Here is a 16243-nt window from a genome sequence, read left to right as displayed (position 1 = left end):
CGTTTCTCGTTTCTCGTTTCTCGTTCCTCGTCCCCACACCCTCTGGACCCGATTTCCACCATGACCGCCAGAACACTGTTCGACAAACTATGGGAAGCGCACGTCGTGGTCCCGGACACCGATGCGGCGCCCGCGGTGCTGTACGTCGACCTGCACCTGATCCACGAGGTGACCTCGCCGCAGGCGTTCGCCGAGCTGCGCGGGCGCGGGCTGTCGCCGCGCCGGCCGGACCGCACCAAGGCGACGATGGACCACTCCACGCCGACCCTGCCGCGCGGCGCCGACGGCCGCCTGCCCTACTACACGCCGGCCTCCGAGAGCCAGGTGGAGATGCTGGCGCGCAACTGCGCCGAGGCCGGCATCGAGCTGTTCGACTTCGGCTCCGACCAGCGCGGCATCGTCCACGTGTTCGCGCCGGAGATGGGCTTCACCCAGCCCGGCATGACCATCGTCTGCGGCGACAGCCATACCTCCACCCACGGCGCGTTCGGCGCGCTGGCGTTCGGCATCGGCACCAGCGAGGTCGGCCACGTGCTGGCCACCCAGTGCCTGCTGCAGCGCCGGCCGAAGACGATGGCGGTCAACGTCGAGGGCGAGCTGGCGCCGGGCGTCGGCGCCAAGGACGTGACCCTGCACGTGATCGGCACCATCGGCGTCAACGGCGGCACCGGCCACGTGATCGAGTACCGCGGCTCGACCATCCGCGCGATGGACATGGAAGAACGCATGACCCTGTGCAACATGTCGATCGAGGCCGGCGCCCGCGCCGGCATGGTGGCGCCGGACGAGACCACGTTCGCGTGGCTGGAGAAGGCCCCGCGCGCGCCGAAGGGTCCGGCGTTCGAGGCCGCCAAGGCGCGCTGGCGCGAGCTGCGCACCGAACCCGGCGCGCGCTTCGACGCCGAGGTGACGATCGACGCGCGCGACATCCGCCCCACGCTGACCTGGGGCACGCATCCCGGTACCGCGATCGCGGTCGATCGCGCGATCCCGGAGGCCGCCGACGCGGCGGCGCAAAAAGGCCTGGACTACATGCAACTCGCCCCCGGCCGGCCGCTGCAGGGCACGCCGGTCGACGTGGTGTTCGTCGGTTCCTGCACCAACGGCCGCCTGCGCGACCTGCGCGAGGTGGCGCAGGTGCTCGCCGGGCGCCGGATCGCCGCGCACGTGCGCATGCTGGTGGTGCCCGGCTCCGAGCAGGTCAAGCGCGAGGCCGAGGCCGAGGGCATCCCCGCGATCGTGCGCGCGGCCGGCGCGGAATGGCGCGAGCCGGGCTGCTCGATGTGCATCGCCATGAACGGCGACCTGGTCGCACCCGGGCAGTTGGCGGTCAGCACCAGCAACCGCAACTTCGAAGGCCGCCAGGGTCCGGGCTCGCGCACGCTGCTGGCCTCGCCGCTGACCGCCGCCTGGGCCGCGGTGCACGGCCACGTCGCCGATCCACGCGAGTTCTTCGCAAGACAACCGCAACGCGAGGTAGCGTAATGAACGTTCTTGAATCCCCCGCTACGCAGCCCCGGCCGCAAGTCGACGACCGCCGCACCCTGCGCGTGCGCTCGCGCAGCGTGGTGCTGGCGCAGACCAACATCGATACCGACCAGATCATCCCCGCGCGGTTCCTGTCGACCACCGAGCGCGAGGGGCTCGGCCGGCACGCGTTCAACGACTGGCGCTGGCGCGCCGACGGCGCGCCGGACCCGGACTTCGCCTTCAACCGGCCGGAGAACACCGGGCGCTCGATCCTCGTCGCCGGACGCAACTTCGGCTGCGGCTCCTCGCGCGAGCACGCGCCGTGGGCCCTGCGCGACCTGGGCCTGCGCGCGATCGTCAGCAGCGAGATCGCCGACATCTTCCGCAGCAACGCGCTCAAGAACGGCCTGCTGCCGATCGTGTTGCCGGAGACCGTGGTGCAGGCGCTGATGCGGCGCCCGGACGACGAGCTCGAGATCGACGTCGCCACCCGCGAGCTGCGCACGCCCGGCAACAACGTGTACCGGTTCCCGCTCGACGCGTTCTCGCGCACCTGCCTGCTCGAGGGCGTGGACGAGCTCGGCTACCTGCTCGCGCGCCAGTCCGACATCACCCTGTACGAGGAACGCTTCCATGCGCGCTGACATCGCCGTCCTGCCCGGCGACGGCATCGGCCCCGAGGTCACCGCCGCCGCCGTCGCCGTGCTGCAGGCGGTCGCCCACCGCTTCCGCCATGCGTTCGACTTCGCCCCGCACGACATCGGCGGCATCGCCATCGACCGCCACGGCGACCCGCTGCCGCCATCGACGCTCGCGGCCTGCCGCCGCGCCGACGCGGTGCTGCTGGGCGCGGTCGGCGGACCGCAATGGTCGGACCCGAACGCCAGGGTGCGTCCGGAACAGGGGCTGCTGGCGTTGCGCAAGGGCCTGGGCCTGTACGCCAACCTGCGCCCGGTGCGGCCGCATCCGGCCACCCTCGGCGCGGCGCCGATCAAGGCGCACCTGCTCTCCGGCGTCGACCTGGTGGTGGTGCGCGAACTGACCGGCGGCATCTACTTCGGGGAAAAGACACGCAGCGCCGACGGTGCCAGCGATCTGTGCAGCTACAGCGTGGCCGAGATCGAGCGCGTCGTCCGTCGCGCCTGCGTGCTCGCGCGCCTGCGCCGCGGCCATGTCACCTCGGTCGACAAGGCCAACGTGCTGGAGACCTCGCGGCTATGGCGCGAAGTGGCCGCGCGCATCGCCCGCGACGAGTTTCCCGACGTGACCCTGGAGCATCAGCTGGTCGACTCGATGGCGATGCACCTGCTGTCGAAGCCGCGCGCCTACGACGTGATCGTCACCGAGAACATGTTCGGCGACATCCTCACCGACGAGGCCTCGATGCTGGCCGGATCGATGGGGCTGCTGCCGTCCGCCTCTCTCGGCGACGGGCGAAGCGGCGCGCCTACGCACTGTCCTATCGACAGTGCGTGCGCCGCTGAGCGCCCGGCCATGGATGGCCGGGCCGGGGTATCCGCAAGCCGGGAGAGCGACGCCAGGGATGGCCGCCGACAAACCACCATGGGCCTCTACGAGCCGATCCACGGCTCGGCGCCCGACATCGCCGGCCGCGGCATCGCCAACCCGGTCGGCGCGATCCTCAGCGGCGCGCTGCTGCTGCGGCACTCGCTCGGGCTGGAAGCGGAGGCCGCCTGCGTCGAGCAGGCGGTCGCCGCGACCCTGGAGGCGGGCGTCTTCAGCGCCGACCTGGCACCGAACGGCCGTGCCGCCGGCACCGGCGAGGTTGCCGACGCGGTGATCGAGCGCATCACCGCCATCAGTCGGGTGCCGGAACTGCGCGACTGAACGCTCCGCTTCGGAACGAGAGATCTCCACGAGCGTAGAGCCGAGCTTGCTCGGCTACGCTCGGCTCCGGAGCCCGCATCAGCGGAGCAAGCTCCGCTCTACGGAGCAGACGGCGTGGAGCATCCGGAAGCGCCCGCAATCAGCGCAGCGCAGCGTTGATCCCGGCCAGCGCCTCCGCACCCGGTGAAAGCGTGTCCGCCTCGAGGCTGTTGAGCGGAACCTCGACCGTGCCCAGGTGCGCATGCAGGTCCACGGCATCGGGATCGACGTACAGCAGCCCGGTGACGATCTCGCCGCGCGCGTGGCGCTGCTGGATCAGGTTCATCGCCGCGATGCGGTCGCGCGGATCATAGCCGCCTTCGACCTTGTGCAGCCGCAGCACCGAACCGTCGTGCTGGGGAACATCGATGCTCTCGCCGGCGGCGTAGTCGGCCACGATCTCCGTCCGCGGCGGCATCACGTCGAGCCGGTTCACCGCGTCGTTGTGCTCGCGCACATAGTCGTAGCTCTTGGTGCTGCCGTCGTGATTGTTGAAGGCGACACAGGGGCTGACGATGTCGAGGAAGGCGGGGCCGCGGTGCGACAGTGCGCCCTTGATCAGCGGCACCAGCTGCTTCTTGTCGCCGGAGAAGCCGCGGGCGACGTAAGTTGCACCCAGCTGCAGTGCCATCGTCACCATGTCCAGCGCGCTGTCGCTGTTGGCCATGCCGCGCTTGGAGACGGAGCCCTGGTCGGCGGTGGCAGAGAACTGCCCCTTGGTCAGGCCGTAGACGCCGTTGTTCTCGACGATGTAGGTCATGTTCACCGCGCGCCGGATCGCATGCACGAACTGGCCGATGCCGATCGAAGCCGAGTCGCCGTCGCCGGACACGCCGAGGTAGATCAGGTCGCGGTTGGCCAGGCCGGCGCCGGTGAGCACCGAGGGCATGCGCCCGTGCACGGTATTGAAGCCGTGCGACTGGCCGAGGAAGTAGTCGGGCGTCTTCGAGCTGCAGCCGATCCCGGACAGCTTGGCGACCCGGTGCGGCCGGATGTCGAGCTCCCAGCAAGCCTGGATGATCGCCGCCGAGATCGAGTCGTGCCCGCAGCCGGCGCACAGCGTGCTGATCTTGCCCTCGTAGTCGCGCCGGGTGAAGCCGATCGCGTTGCAGGCGAGCGTGGGGTGATGGAGCTTCGGCTTGGCGATGTAGGTCATCGGGAACTCCTGCTGTTAAGCCCCTCTCCCCTGGGAGAGGAACGCTTCGAGCCCCTCTCCCTCCGGGGCGAAACCGCACGGCTTGCGCGCCACTGGCGCGCGTGCGGTGGAGCGCCCGCGCCGCCGGCGCGGGCCGGGGCGCGGAGCGGGGGTTGGGGTGAGGGGACGGCGAAGCCGCGATGATGCGGACGCCTGTCGCCTCGCCGTACCCTCACCCGGCACCGCGTGCCGCTCCCGCCTGCGCGGGGGCAGGCTCTTCTTCGGGCGGGAGAAGGAAGCGCTCGGCCACCTTTTCCTTTTGCGCCTCCGGCCGCACGTGCGCCGCGATCGCCCCGGCGATGAAGCGTGCGGTGATCGGCGTCCCGTCGTAGTGCAGCACCGGCAGCAGCCGCGCCGGATCCAGGTCGAATTCGTTGACCAGCAGCGTCCGCAGCTGGCCATCACGGTTCTGCTCGACCACGAACACCGTCTCGTGCGCGAGGATGAAATCGCGCACCGCGTCGGGAAACGGGAACGCGCGGATCCGCAGCATGTCGAGCGCCATGCCGTCGGCCTGCAGCTGCTCGATCGCCTCGGCCATGGCCGGACTGGTCGAGCCGTAGAACAGGACGCCGTGACGCGCGGGCACCGCGGACTGCCCGCGCGCGGCCGGCGTGGCCAGCGGCTGCGGCACCAGCGATTTCGCGGTCTCGAACTTCTGCAGCAGGCGCCGCATGTTGTAGACGTAGTCGGCACCGCGCTCGGAATAACGCGCCGACGGATCGCGCGAGGTGCCGCGGGTGAAATACGCGCCCTTGTCCGGATGCGTACCGGGCCAGGTGCGGTACGGGATGCCGTCGCCGTCGACGTCGCGGTAGCGGGCGAACTCGGTGCCGGCCTCCAGCGCTTCGGCGGTCATCACCTTGCCGCGGTCGTAACGGCGCGCATCGTCCCAGTGCAGCGGCGCGCACAGGCGCTGGTTCATGCCGATGTCGAGATCGCTCATGACGAACACCGGGGTCTGCAGGCGATCGGCCAGGTCCAGCGCGCGCGCGGCGAAATCGAAGCACTCGTGTGGGTCCTCCGGGAACAGCAGGACATGCTTGGTGTCGCCGTGCGAAGCGTAGGCGCAGGCCAGCACGTCGGACTGCTGGGTGCGCGTCGGCATCCCGGTCGACGGCCCGCCGCGCTGCACGTCGATGATCGTGACCGGGATCTCGGCGAAATAGGCCAGGCCGATGAACTCGTTCATCAGCGAGATCCCGGGCCCGGCGGTGGCGGTGAAGGCGCGGGCGCCGTTCCAGCCGGCGCCGATCACCATGCCGATCGAGGCGATCTCGTCCTCGGCCTGGATCACCGCGTAACGCGCGTTGCCGTGTTCGTCGACGCGGTACTTCCGGCAGTACGCCTGGAAGGCTTCGGCCAGCGACGACGAGGGCGTGATCGGATACCAGGCGCAGACGGTGGCACCGCCGTAGACGCAGCCGAGCGCCGCGGCGGCGTTGCCCTCGACGAAGATGCGGTCGCCCACGGCGTCGGCCCTGCGCACCTGCAGCCCGATCGGATGCGGCAGGTGGTCGCGCACCCAGTCGCGGCCCAGGTGCAGCGCCTCGACGTTCGGCCGCAGCAGCTTCGGCTTGCTCCGGTACTGCTCGCCGATCAGCGTCTCGATCGTCGCCGCATCCATGTCCAGCAGCGCGCTCAGCGCGCCCACGTACATGATGTTCTTGAACAACTGGCGCTGGCGCGGATCGTCGTAGGTCGCGTTGCAGATCTCCGTCAGCGGCACGCCGATGGCGGTGATGTCGTCGCGGAACTTCGCGCGCGGCAGCGGCTTGCTGCTGTCGTGGAACAGGTAGCCGCCGGGTTCGATGCCGGCGACGTCCTCGTCCCAGGTCTGCGGGTTCATCGCCACCATCAGGTCGGTGCCACCACGGCGGCCGAGCCAGCCGCGTTCGCACACCCGCACCTCGTACCAGGTCGGCAGGCCCTGGATGTTCGAAGGAAAGATGTTGCGCGGACTGACCGGAACGCCCATGCGCAGGATCGCCTTGGCGAACAGCTCGTTGGCCGAGGCGGAACCGGAGCCGTTGACGTTGGCGAACTTGACGACGAAATCGTTGACCGACCGCAGCGGGGCGAAGGCCGGGGTCATGCGCTTCTTTCCCCCTTTTTCAAAGGGGGGAGCGGGATGTTCTGGTCCTTTTGGGGTCGAGTCATGCGGCTTCCTTCGCCTTCGCCTTCGCGTCGCGGCATGCGGGCCCGGCGTAGACCTCCTGCAGCAGGAACTTCTGCATGTCCCAGGCGCCGGTCGGGCAGCGCTCCGCACACAGGCTGCAGTGCAGGCAGACGTCCTCGTCCTTGACCATCACCCGTGCGGTTTTCAGCGGCTCCGAGACATACAGGTCCTGCTCGGCATTGAGCGCCGGCGCGGTCAGCTGCGGGCGCAACTCATCCTCTTCGCCGTTGGCGATGAAGGTGATGCAGTCGGTCGGGCAGATGTCGACGCAGGCGTCGCACTCGATGCACTTGTCGCGGTCGAACACCGTCTGCACGTCGCAGTTGAGGCAGCGCTGCGTCTCCTTCCACGCCGTGGCCATGTCGAATCCGAGCTCGACCTCGGTGGACAGGCTGTCGAGCTTCCTGGCCGCCTCCGACCAGGGCACCGCGTAGCGCTCGTCGGGCGAGACCGCGTTGTCGTAGCTCCACTCGTGGATGCCCATCTTCTGCGAGAGCAGCTGCACGTCCGGAGCCGGGCGCACGCGCGGGTCCGCGCCCTCGAGCAGCCGATCGACCGTGATCGCGGCGGCGTGGCCATGGGCGACCGCCCAGATGATGTTCTTCGGCCCGAACGCCGCGTCGCCGCCGAACAGCACGTGCGGCAGCGTCGACTGGAACGTGGTCTTGTCCACCACCGGCATGCCCCACTCGTCGAACTCGACGCCGAGGTCGCGCTCGATCCAGGGGAAGGCGTTCTCCTGGCCGACCGCGATCAGCACCTCGTCGCAGGGATGGAACTCGTCCGGCTCGCCGGTCGGCACCAGCCGGCGGCGGCCGTCGTCGCCGTATTCCACGCGCACCTTCCCGAAGGTCATGCCGGTCAGCTTGCCGCTGGCGTGGGTGAAGGCCTTGGGTACCCGGCAGTCGAGGATCGGGATGCCCTCGTGCATCGCGTCCTCTTTCTCCCACGGACTCGCCTTCATCTGCTCGAAGCCGGAGCGCACGATCACCTTGACGTCCTCGCCGCCGAGCCGGCGCGCGCTGCGGCAGCAGTCCATCGCGGTGTTGCCACCGCCGAGCACCAGCACCCGCCTGCCGACCTTGGTGACGTGGCCGAAATAGACGTTGGCCAGCCAGTCCAGGCCGACGTGGATCTGCGCATCGGCCTCCACGCGCCCGGGCAGCTCGAGGTCGCGGCCGCGGGGCGCGCCGCTGCCGACGAACACGGCGTCGAAACCGTGGGCCAGCAGCTCGCGCATCGAGTCGATGCGGCGCCCGCCGACGAACTCGACGCCGAGGTCGAGGACGTAACCGGTCTCCTCGTCGATGACGGACTCCGGCAGGCGAAAGCGCGGCACCTGGGTGCGCATGAAGCCGCCGGCCTTGGCATCGGCGTCGAAGATCGTGACCCCGTAGCCGAGCGGCGCCAGGTCACGCGCCAGGGTCAGCGATGCCGGCCCCGCGCCGACGCAGGCGACGCGCCGGCCGTTCGGCCGCGCCGCCGGCTTCGGCATGCGCGTACGCACGTCGCCCTTGTGGTCGGCGGCGACGCGCTTGAGCCGGCAGATCGCCACCGGTTCGGGCTTGGCACCGTTGTTCTCCTCGACCCGCCCGCGCCGGCACGCCGGCTCGCAGGGGCGGTCGCAGGTGCGGCCGAGGATTCCCGGAAAGACGTTGCTGTGCCAGTTGACCATGTACGCATCGGCGTAGCGGCCGGCGGCGATCAGGCGGATGTATTCGGGCACCGGGGTGTGCGCCGGGCAGGCCCATTGGCAGTCCACCACCTTGTGGAAGACGTCCGGGTCGCGAATGTCGGTCGGTTTCACCGCTGCACCCTGTCGCTGGCTGGGCCGATGGCGTCGGCCGTCGCTTGCGCGGCGAGTCTAGCGCTGCCATCCGGGCGCGTCATGTTGCAGGGCAACCCGGCATGGCGCGTGTGCGGGCCCTCTACGCCTCCGCCTGCTCGCGCTTCACCCGGAACCACGCCGCGTACAGCGCCGGCAGGAAGGTCAGCGTCAGCACCGTGGCCACGGTCAGGCCGCCCATGATCGCCACCGCCATCGGCCCGAAGAACACGCTGCGCGAGAGCGGGATCATCGCCAGGATCGCCGCCAGCGCGGTCAGCACGATCGGGCGGAAGCGGCGCACGGTGGCCTCGACGATCGCGTGCCAGCGATCGAGGCCGGCGGCGACGTCCTGCTCGATCTGGTCGACCAGGATCACCGCGTTGCGCATGATCATGCCGGCCAGCGCGATCGTGCCCAGCATCGCCACGAACCCGAACGGCACCCGGAACGCCAGCAGGAACAGGGTCACCCCGATCAGGCCCAGCGGTGCGGTCAGCAGCACCAGCGCCACGCGCGGGAAGCTGCGCAGCTGCAGCATCAGCAGCGACACCACCACGAACAGGAACAGCGGCATCCCGGCCTTGATCGAATTCTGGCCGCGCGCCGAGTCCTCGACCGTGCCGCCGGTTTCCAGCAGGTAGCCCTGCGGCAGTTCCGCGCGGATCTCCTCGAGCGTCGGCAGGATCTGCGCGACCACCGTCGGCGGGGTCAGCCCGTTGCGGATGTCGGCGCGCACGGTCACCGTCGGCAGGCGGTCGCGATGCCAGACGATGCCGTCCTCGAACACGTATTCCAGGGTCGCGATCTGCGAGACCGGCACCGACTGCCCGCTTTCGGTCGGCACTGCCAGGCTGCCCAGCATCTCCAGCTGCGCGCGCTCGTCGGCCGGACCGCGCAGCAGCATCTCGACCAGTTCGTTGCCCTCGCGGTACACGCTCACGCGCAGCCCGGACAGCGAGCCCGACAGGAACTGCGCCACGTGCTGCGAGCTCACCCCCAGGGCGCGGGCGCGGTCCTGGTCGATCTTCAGCCGCACCACCTTGCTGGGTTCGTCCCAGTCCAGGTTGACGTTGGTCGCATGCGGGTTGGCGCGGACCTTGTCGGCCACGGCGCGCGCGATCTCGCGCACGCGCTCGACGTGTTCGCCCGACACGCGCAGCTGCACCGGATAGCCCACCGGCGGCCCGGTCTCCAGCCGGGTGACGCGCAACTGCAGCTCCGGGAATGCGGGCGCGACCTCGTCGGTCAGCCAGGCGCGGACCCGCTCGCGCGCGGCGACGTCCGTGGTCATCACCACGAACTGGGAGAAGTTCGCCTGCGGCAGCTGCTGGTCGAGCGGCAGGTAGAAGCGCGGCGAACCGGAGCCGACATAGGCGACGTAGTTGTCGACGCCCTGGTGCCCGGCCAGCAGCTTCTCGAGCTTGCGCGCCTGCGCCTCGGTGGCGCGCAGCGAGCTGCCCTCGGCCAGTTCCAGGTCGACCATCAGCTCCAGCCGGGTCGAGTCGGGAAAGAACTGCTGCGGCACGAAGCGGAACAGCAGCAGCGAGCCGACGAACAACCCCACCGTGGCGCCGATCACCAGCCAGCGGTGCGCCAGCGACCAGTCCAGCCAGCGCCGGAAGCGGCGGTAGAACGGACGCTGGTACGGATCGTGGTCGTGCGCGTCCTCCGGCCTGGGTTCGAGCACGAAGGCGAACGCTGGCCAGCGGTCGGCGAGCCGCGCGCGGAACGCGCGCCAGCGCGCGACCGGCGAGCCGGGGCGGAGTGGCTTCGGCTTGCCGAAGTCCGGCAGCATCTTGTCGCCCAGGTACGGAATGAACAGCACGGCCGCGATCCACGACACCACCAGCGCGATCGTCACCACCTGGAACAGCGAGCGCGTGTACTCGCCGGTGCTCGAGGCCGCGGTGGCGATCGGCAGGAAGCCGGCGGCGGTCACCAGGGTACCGGTGAGCATCGGGAACGCGGTGTGGTCCCAGGCGAAACTGGCCGCCTTCAGCCGGCTGAAGCCCTGCTCCATCTTGATCGCCATCATCTCCACCGCGATGATCGCGTCGTCGACCAGCAGGCCCAGCGCCAGCACCAGCGCGCCCAGCGAGATCTTGTGCAGGCCGATGCCGAAGTAATGCATCGCCGCGAAGGTCATCGCCAGCACCAGCGGGATCGACACCGCCACCACCAGCCCGGTGCGGAAACCGAGCGAGAAGAAGCTCACCAGCAGCACGATCGCCACCGCCTCGGCCAGCACCTTGACGAACTCGCCGACCGAATCCTCCACCGCCTTCGGCTGGTCGGCCACCTTGCGCAGCTGCATGCCCACGGGCAGCGTCTCCTGCAGCCGTGCGAACTCGGTTTCCAGCGTCTCGCCCAGCCGCAGGATGTCGCCGCCGTCGTGCATCGACACCGCGATGCCGATCGCGTTCTCGCCCATGAAGCGCACCCGCGGCGCCGCCGGATCGGCGAAGCCGCGGCGTACGGTGGCGATGTCGTCGAGGCGGATGGTGCGGTCGCCGGCGCGGATCGGGAACGCACGGATCGCCTCGACCGAATCGAAGGCGCCGTCGACGCGCAGCCGCACGCGGTCGGAGCGGGTTTCGAAGAAGCCTGCCGGCGTCACCGCGTTCTGCTCGGCCAGTGCCTGCTGCACCGTCGCCAGCGGGATGCCGAGGGTCGCCAGCCGGGTGTTGCTGACCTCGATCCAGATCTTCTCGTCCTGCAGCCCGACCAGCTCGACCTTGCCGACATCCGGCAGTCGTTGCAGTTGCAGCTGCAGGCGCTCGGCGTAGTCTTTCATCACCGCGTAGTCGTAGCCGTCCGCGGTCAGCGCGTAGATGTTGCCGAAGGTGTCGCCGAACTCGTCGTTGAAGAACGGACCGACCACGCCCTCGGGCAGGGTGGCGCGGATGTCGCCGACCTTCTTGCGCACCTGGTACCAGAGCTCCGGGATCTCGCTCGAGCGCATCGAGTCGCGCGCGGTGAAGATCACCTGCGATTCTCCCGGCCGCGAGTACGAGCGGATGAACTCGTAGTCGCCGGTCTCCATCAGCTTCTTCTCGATGCGCTCGGTGACCTGCCTGGCCACCTCGTTCGCGGTCGCGCCCGGCCACAGCGTGCGCACCACCATCACCTTGAAGGTGAACGGCGGGTCCTCGGACTGGCCCAGGCGGGTGTAGGACCACGCGCCGACCATCGCCGCCACCAGCATCGCGTACAGCACCAGGCCGCGGTTGCCGAGGGCCCACTCGGAAAGATTGAAGCGGGTCATGGGGCGGTCCCGTCTGTACCGTGCGGAAATCGCTGCGGCGACATTACGGTGCCTTCGTGGTTGCGGACTTCGGGGGGTTCGGTTTTATGGGTCTGTTGTCGCGGTCTAACGGGGCGACCGGCTGGCCCTCCCGCAGCAGGTGGCCGCCGGCGACGACCACCAGCGCATCCGCGGGCAGGCCGTCGAGCACCGGGACGCGTTCGGCGCCGAACTCGCCCAGCCTGACCGGCACCTGCCGGGCGACCGGGTCCTGCGGATCGACCACCCACAGCGCAGTGCCGCCGTCGTCGCCGCGCTGCACCGCCGACAGCGGCACGCTGATGGCCGCGCCGTCCGCATCGGCGGCATACACGCGCGCGCTCTGGCCCAGTTCGACCGCGGCGGCGGCGGCGTCCTCCAGCGCGACGCGCGCGGCATAGGTGCGTGCCTGCGGGTCGGCCGCCGGCGCGATCTCGCGGATGCGTCCGGACCAGCGCCGCCCCGGCGCACTCCACAACTCCACCGCGACCTCCTGGCCGATCCGGAACGCGCGGATGCGCGATTCCGGCAGCGCGACCGCGACCTCGCGGCCGCCATCGCCGGCCAGGGTGAAGATCGTCTGCCCGGCGGCGACGACCTGCCCGGCCTCGGCCTGGCGATCGGCGATCACGCCGTCCTCTGGCGCCCGCAGTTCGGTGTAGCCGGCCTGGTTGCGGGCCACGTCCAGCTGCGCGCGCGCCGCCCGCGCCTGCCCCTGCGCGGCGCGGAAGGCGGCGGTCTGGGCGTCGAGGGTCGACTGGCTGACCAGCTGCTGCGCGGCCAACCGTTCGTAGCGCGCCTGGTCGGCGCGTGCGCGCTTGAGCTCGGCGTCGGCCGCGGCGTACTGGGCCTGGGCCGACCGCGCCTGCAGGCGCTGGTCGCCGGGATCGAGTTCGGCGAGCAGATCGCCGCGGCGGACCACGGCGCCGATGTCGACATGGCGCTGCACCAGCTTGCCGCCGACCCGGAACGACAGCGCGCTCTCCGCGCGCGCGCGGATCTCGCCGGCCAGCGCCAGCGCCGCGCCGGCCGCGCCCCCGGCCGGGCGCTCGACCAGGACCGGGCGCGGCGCGGCCTCCGTCCCAGCGCCATTTCCGCAGCCGCCCAGCAGCAGCGCCAGGGCCAGGACCGCGCCTCTTCCACGATTGCCGCCCATCGCGGGTCTCCGAGTGCCGTATCGGCAAATTAATGAACCGAACCGTATAGTATAAATATCAAACCCGTTGGTCTAGTATTACCCCATGTCGCGAAAACCCCTTCCCAAGGCCACGGCCAGTCCCGGCCGCCCCAAGGACCTGACCAAGCGCGCGGCGATCCTCGATGCCGCCGAGCGCATGTTCCTGCAGCAGGGCTACGAGGGCGTCAGCATGGACCAGATCGCCGGCGAGGCCGGCGTCTCCAAGCTCACCGTCTACAGCCATTTCGGCGACAAGGACACGCTGTTCGCCGAGGCCGCCAAGGCCTATTGCGAACAGCAGATGCCGATCTCGATCTTCGATCCGTCGCCGGGACGGCCGCTGCGGGAGCGCCTGCTGGAGATCGCGCACGCGTTCTTCGCCATGGTCACCTCGCCCGAGGCGATCTCCGGGCATCGGCTGCTGTGCACGCCGCAGATGGTCGAGAAGCGCCTGCCCCGGGCCTTCTGGCAAGGCGGACCGGTGCGCGTACAGAACGCCTTCGCCGAACTGCTGCGGCGGCGGGTCAAGGCCGGGCAACTGGAGATCGACGACATCCCGCGCGCCTCCGCGCAGTTCTTTACCCTGCTCAAGGGCGACCTGCACATGATGATGGTGTTCGAGTGCTGCGACGAGGACATGCAGTGCGAGGCGTACCGCGAGGCGCATATCGAGGCCTCGGTCGACATGTTCCTACGCGCCTATGCACCCCGGCGCCCGAACGCCACACCGTGACCTGCGTCGCGATGACTTATGGCACTCAGTCATCGTCCCGCGGGCGGCGATGCTGTCCGCGGACGCCTGGTGCGGCCGCTCCCCCGCAATGCCCGCTAAACTTGCGCTCCCCGCGCACGAGACCGCCACGATGACGATGGACTATGCCCAAGCCCGCGACACCATGGTTGAACAGCAGATCCGGCCATGGGACGTGCTGGACCAGCGCGTGCTCGACGTGCTCGCCGAACTGCCGCGCGAAGACTTCGCGCCCGAGCCGTACCGCGCGCTGGCCTATAGCGACATCGAGATTCCGCTCGGCCACGGCGAGCGCATGCTCAAGCCGGTCGTCACCGGACGGATCCTGCAGTCGCTGGCGCCGGCCGCCGGCGACGACGTGCTGGAGATCGGCACCGGCAGCGGGTACCTGAGCGCCTGCCTCGGTCGCCTGGCGCGCGACGTGGTCAGCCTCGAGCGCCACGCCGACCTCGCCGAGGCCGCGCGCGCGCGCCTGGGCGCTCATGGCATCGGCAATGTCGCGGTCGAGACCGCCGACGCCTTCGCCTGGGACACCGAACGCCGCTTCGACGCGATCTGCGTGACTGCCGCGGTCGACCGCGTCCCGTCACGTTTCCTCGGCTGGCTGCGTCCCGGTGGGCGGATGTTCGTCGTCCACGGCCGTGCGCCGGCGATGGAGGCGGTGCTGGTGCACATGGTCGGCGACGACGTCAACGCCGCGCGTACCGAATCGTTGTTCGAAACCGACCTCGGCTATCTCGCCGGCGCCGCGCCGGCGCCCGAATTCCAGCTCTGACCCGAGCCTCCGCGCACACCCGCACGGACCTCACCGGACACGCAAAGGACCCCCGCATGCTTCGCCGCCCTCTAGCAATCGCCCTCACCCTCGCCCTGCTGCCGGCCTCGGCCTTCGCCCAGGACCTGCTGCAGACCTATGAGCTGGCCCGCAGCGGCGACCCGCAGCTGTCGATCTCCGAGTCCAATCGCGACATCGCCCGCGAGGGTCGCGTGCAGGCGCGGGCGCAGCTGTTGCCGCAGATCACCGGCAGCGCGTCGCTCAGCCACAGCTATCTGGCCGGCACAAGCGGCGACCTGCGCCGGCGCAACGCCGGCGTCGACCTCAACCAGACCGTGTTCGATCTCGGGCAGATTTCCAGCCTGCGCGCGCAGCGCGACCTCGACACCGCCGCCGGCTTCGACCTGGACGCCGCCAACGACGAGCTGATCACCCGCACTGCCGCCGCGTACTTCAACGTGCTGGTGGCGATCGAGACCCTGGCCGCCGCCGAGGCGTCCGAGGCGGCGCTGCAGAAGCAGTACGACTTCGCCGACAAGCGACTGGAAGTGGGCCTGGCGCCGATCACCGACGTCCACGAGGCCCGCGCGCAGTACGACGGCGCCCGCGCCAACGTGATCCTCGCCCGCAACGAGCTCGAGGACGCCTACCAGGCGCTGGCCGAGATCACCGGGCGGCCGGTGCGCGACCTGCGCGCGCTGCCGGACGACTTCCAGCCGGAGGTGCCGGCCGAAGGCGCCGCCGACGATTGGGTCGCCACCGCGATCGCCAACAACCCGTCGCTGCGCGCGGCCGAATACGCCTACCAGGCGGCCGAGCACAATGTCACCACGGCCAAATCCGGACATCTGCCGCGGCTCACGCTCGGCGCCGGCTACAGCAACAGTGCGTCCTGGGGAAGCCGTATCCGTGATGCCGACCCCACTGACCCCAATGACCCCGATGCCATCTTGCAATCCCCCTCCAGCGAGGGCCACAACATCGGCCTGACCCTGACCGTGCCGATCTTCAGCGGCGGCGCCACCCAGTCCGGCGTGCGCGAGGCGATCGCCCGCCGCGAGATCGCCCGGGACCAGTTGGAGCAGACCCGCCGCGCGCTCGAGCGCAACGCCCGCAACGCCTACCAGACCGTGGTCGCCGGTGTCTCCGAGATCGAGGCGCGGCGCCAGGCGGTGATCTCCGCGCGCAGCGCCTACGAGGCCTCGCAGGTCGGGCTGGAAGTCGGCACCCGCACCGTGGTCGACGTGCTGATCAACCAGCAGACCCTGTTCAACGCCGAGCAGCAGCACGCGCTGGCGCGCTACAACTTCCTGCAGAACCGGCTGCTGCTGGCGCAGGCCGCCGGCACCCTCGACATCGACGATCTGCGGGACATCAACGGCCTGCTCACCACCGAGGCCGAGGCGCGCCTGACGGCTCCCCCGCAGTAGAGCGGAGCTCGCTCCGCTGCACCGGCTCCGGAGCCCGTATCCGTAGAGCCGAGCTTGCTCGGCTGCACCGGCTCCGAAGCCTGCGTCCGTAGAGCCGAACTTGCTCGGCTACGCCGGCCCCGGAGCCGACGCCCGACGGTCTGCGGCATCGACACGCGACACCGGCTCATGCCGGCCAATAACGGGGCCACGCAAAAGCAGCGGAGCAAGCTCCGCTCTACGGCAGGTCGGCGTAGACGACGGCGGAATGTGCGCGATTGTTATGCGA

11 protein-coding genes are annotated in these 16243 nt (G+C 70.2%); 6 read left to right on the top strand and 5 right to left on the bottom strand.

What is annotated here, in order from left to right; genetic code table 11:
* Positions 1-60: 60 nt before the first annotated feature.
* Genes leuC through leuB form a run of 3 tightly spaced genes read left to right on the top strand, consistent with a single transcriptional unit; the run spans position 61 to position 3318 of the window.
* Entirely contained in the window at positions 61-1485 is a 1425-nt protein-coding gene (leuC, locus tag AB5T46_RS00470; protein ID WP_370561816.1) for a 3-isopropylmalate dehydratase large subunit, read from the top strand.
* Entirely contained in the window at positions 1485-2114 is a 630-nt protein-coding gene (gene leuD, locus AB5T46_RS00465; RefSeq protein ID WP_370561815.1) for a 3-isopropylmalate dehydratase small subunit, read from the top strand. The genes leuC and leuD overlap by 1 nt, the downstream gene beginning before the upstream one ends.
* On the top strand, positions 2104-3318 hold the full coding sequence (gene leuB, locus AB5T46_RS00460; RefSeq protein WP_370561813.1) for a 3-isopropylmalate dehydrogenase: 1215 nt from the start codon (positions 2104-2106) through the stop codon (positions 3316-3318). Before leuD ends, leuB begins: the two co-directional genes overlap by 11 nt.
* A gap of 139 nt (positions 3319-3457) precedes the next feature.
* Here leuB and AB5T46_RS00455 read toward each other — a convergent pair whose 3' ends face one another.
* The 5 genes from AB5T46_RS00455 to AB5T46_RS00435 all read right to left on the bottom strand — a co-directional run bounded on the left by AB5T46_RS00455 (position 3458) and on the right by AB5T46_RS00435 (position 12998).
* Positions 3458-4513, bottom strand: coding sequence for a 2-oxoacid:ferredoxin oxidoreductase subunit beta (locus AB5T46_RS00455; RefSeq protein WP_370561812.1), 1056 nt, complete (start codon positions 4511-4513; stop codon positions 3458-3460).
* A gap of 211 nt (positions 4514-4724) precedes the next feature.
* Entirely contained in the window at positions 4725-6647 is a 1923-nt protein-coding gene (locus AB5T46_RS00450; protein ID WP_370561811.1) for a 2-oxoacid:acceptor oxidoreductase subunit alpha, read from the bottom strand.
* A gap of 61 nt (positions 6648-6708) precedes the next feature.
* The gene (locus AB5T46_RS00445; protein WP_370561809.1) at positions 6709-8538 is read right to left on the bottom strand and encodes an FAD-dependent oxidoreductase; all 1830 of its coding nucleotides are present in this window, start codon (positions 8536-8538) and stop codon (positions 6709-6711) included.
* 121 nt (positions 8539-8659) lie between these two features.
* The gene (locus tag AB5T46_RS00440) at positions 8660-11824 is read right to left on the bottom strand and encodes an efflux RND transporter permease subunit (RefSeq protein WP_370561807.1); all 3165 of its coding nucleotides are present in this window, start codon (positions 11822-11824) and stop codon (positions 8660-8662) included.
* A gap of 43 nt (positions 11825-11867) precedes the next feature.
* Positions 11868-12998 carry an efflux RND transporter periplasmic adaptor subunit gene (locus tag AB5T46_RS00435; protein ID WP_370561804.1) on the bottom strand — a complete coding sequence of 377 codons (1131 nt, stop codon included), beginning with the start codon at positions 12996-12998 and terminating at the stop codon, positions 11868-11870.
* Positions 12999-13083: 85 nt separating this feature from the next.
* On the opposite strand from AB5T46_RS00435, the gene AB5T46_RS00430 reads away from it, so the two are divergent.
* The 3 genes from AB5T46_RS00430 to AB5T46_RS00420 all read left to right on the top strand — a co-directional run bounded on the left by AB5T46_RS00430 (position 13084) and on the right by AB5T46_RS00420 (position 15975).
* Positions 13084-13752, top strand: a complete 669-nt coding sequence (locus tag AB5T46_RS00430) for a TetR/AcrR family transcriptional regulator (protein ID WP_370561802.1) — start codon at positions 13084-13086, stop codon at positions 13750-13752.
* 130 nt (positions 13753-13882) lie between these two features.
* Positions 13883-14545 carry a protein-L-isoaspartate O-methyltransferase family protein gene (locus tag AB5T46_RS00425; RefSeq protein WP_370561799.1) on the top strand — a complete coding sequence of 221 codons (663 nt, stop codon included), beginning with the start codon at positions 13883-13885 and terminating at the stop codon, positions 14543-14545.
* Between the two features lie 56 nt (positions 14546-14601).
* Positions 14602-15975 carry a TolC family outer membrane protein gene (locus tag AB5T46_RS00420; RefSeq protein WP_370561798.1) on the top strand — a complete coding sequence of 458 codons (1374 nt, stop codon included), beginning with the start codon at positions 14602-14604 and terminating at the stop codon, positions 15973-15975.
* Positions 15976-16243: the final 268 nt, after the last annotated feature.

This window comes from Luteimonas salinilitoris (assembly GCF_041300785.1).
Taxonomy (GTDB): Bacteria; Pseudomonadota; Gammaproteobacteria; order Xanthomonadales; family Xanthomonadaceae; genus Luteimonas; species Luteimonas salinilitoris.
This window is presented reverse-complemented; position numbering and strand designations above follow the sequence as displayed.

Bases quoted from the DNA above. Each gene is read 5' to 3' on its own strand.
- AB5T46_RS00440 (WP_370561807.1), bottom strand. From the start codon at position 11,824: ATGACCCGCTTCAATCTTTCCGAGTGGGCCCTCGGCAACCGCGGCCTG.
- AB5T46_RS00455 (WP_370561812.1), bottom strand. From the start codon at position 4,513: ATGACCTACATCGCCAAGCCGAAGCTCCATCACCCCACGCTCGCCTGC.
- leuD (WP_370561815.1), top strand. From the start codon at position 1,485: ATGAACGTTCTTGAATCCCCCGCTACGCAGCCCCGGCCGCAAGTCGAC.
- leuB (WP_370561813.1), top strand. From the start codon at position 2,104: ATGCGCGCTGACATCGCCGTCCTGCCCGGCGACGGCATCGGCCCCGAG.
- leuC (WP_370561816.1), top strand. From the start codon at position 61: ATGACCGCCAGAACACTGTTCGACAAACTATGGGAAGCGCACGTCGTG.
- AB5T46_RS00435 (WP_370561804.1), bottom strand. From the start codon at position 12,998: ATGGGCGGCAATCGTGGAAGAGGCGCGGTCCTGGCCCTGGCGCTGCTG.
- AB5T46_RS00420 (WP_370561798.1), top strand. From the start codon at position 14,602: ATGCTTCGCCGCCCTCTAGCAATCGCCCTCACCCTCGCCCTGCTGCCG.
- AB5T46_RS00450 (WP_370561811.1), bottom strand. From the start codon at position 6,647: ATGACCCCGGCCTTCGCCCCGCTGCGGTCGGTCAACGATTTCGTCGTC.
- AB5T46_RS00425 (WP_370561799.1), top strand. From the start codon at position 13,883: ATGACGATGGACTATGCCCAAGCCCGCGACACCATGGTTGAACAGCAG.
- AB5T46_RS00430 (WP_370561802.1), top strand. From the start codon at position 13,084: ATGTCGCGAAAACCCCTTCCCAAGGCCACGGCCAGTCCCGGCCGCCCC.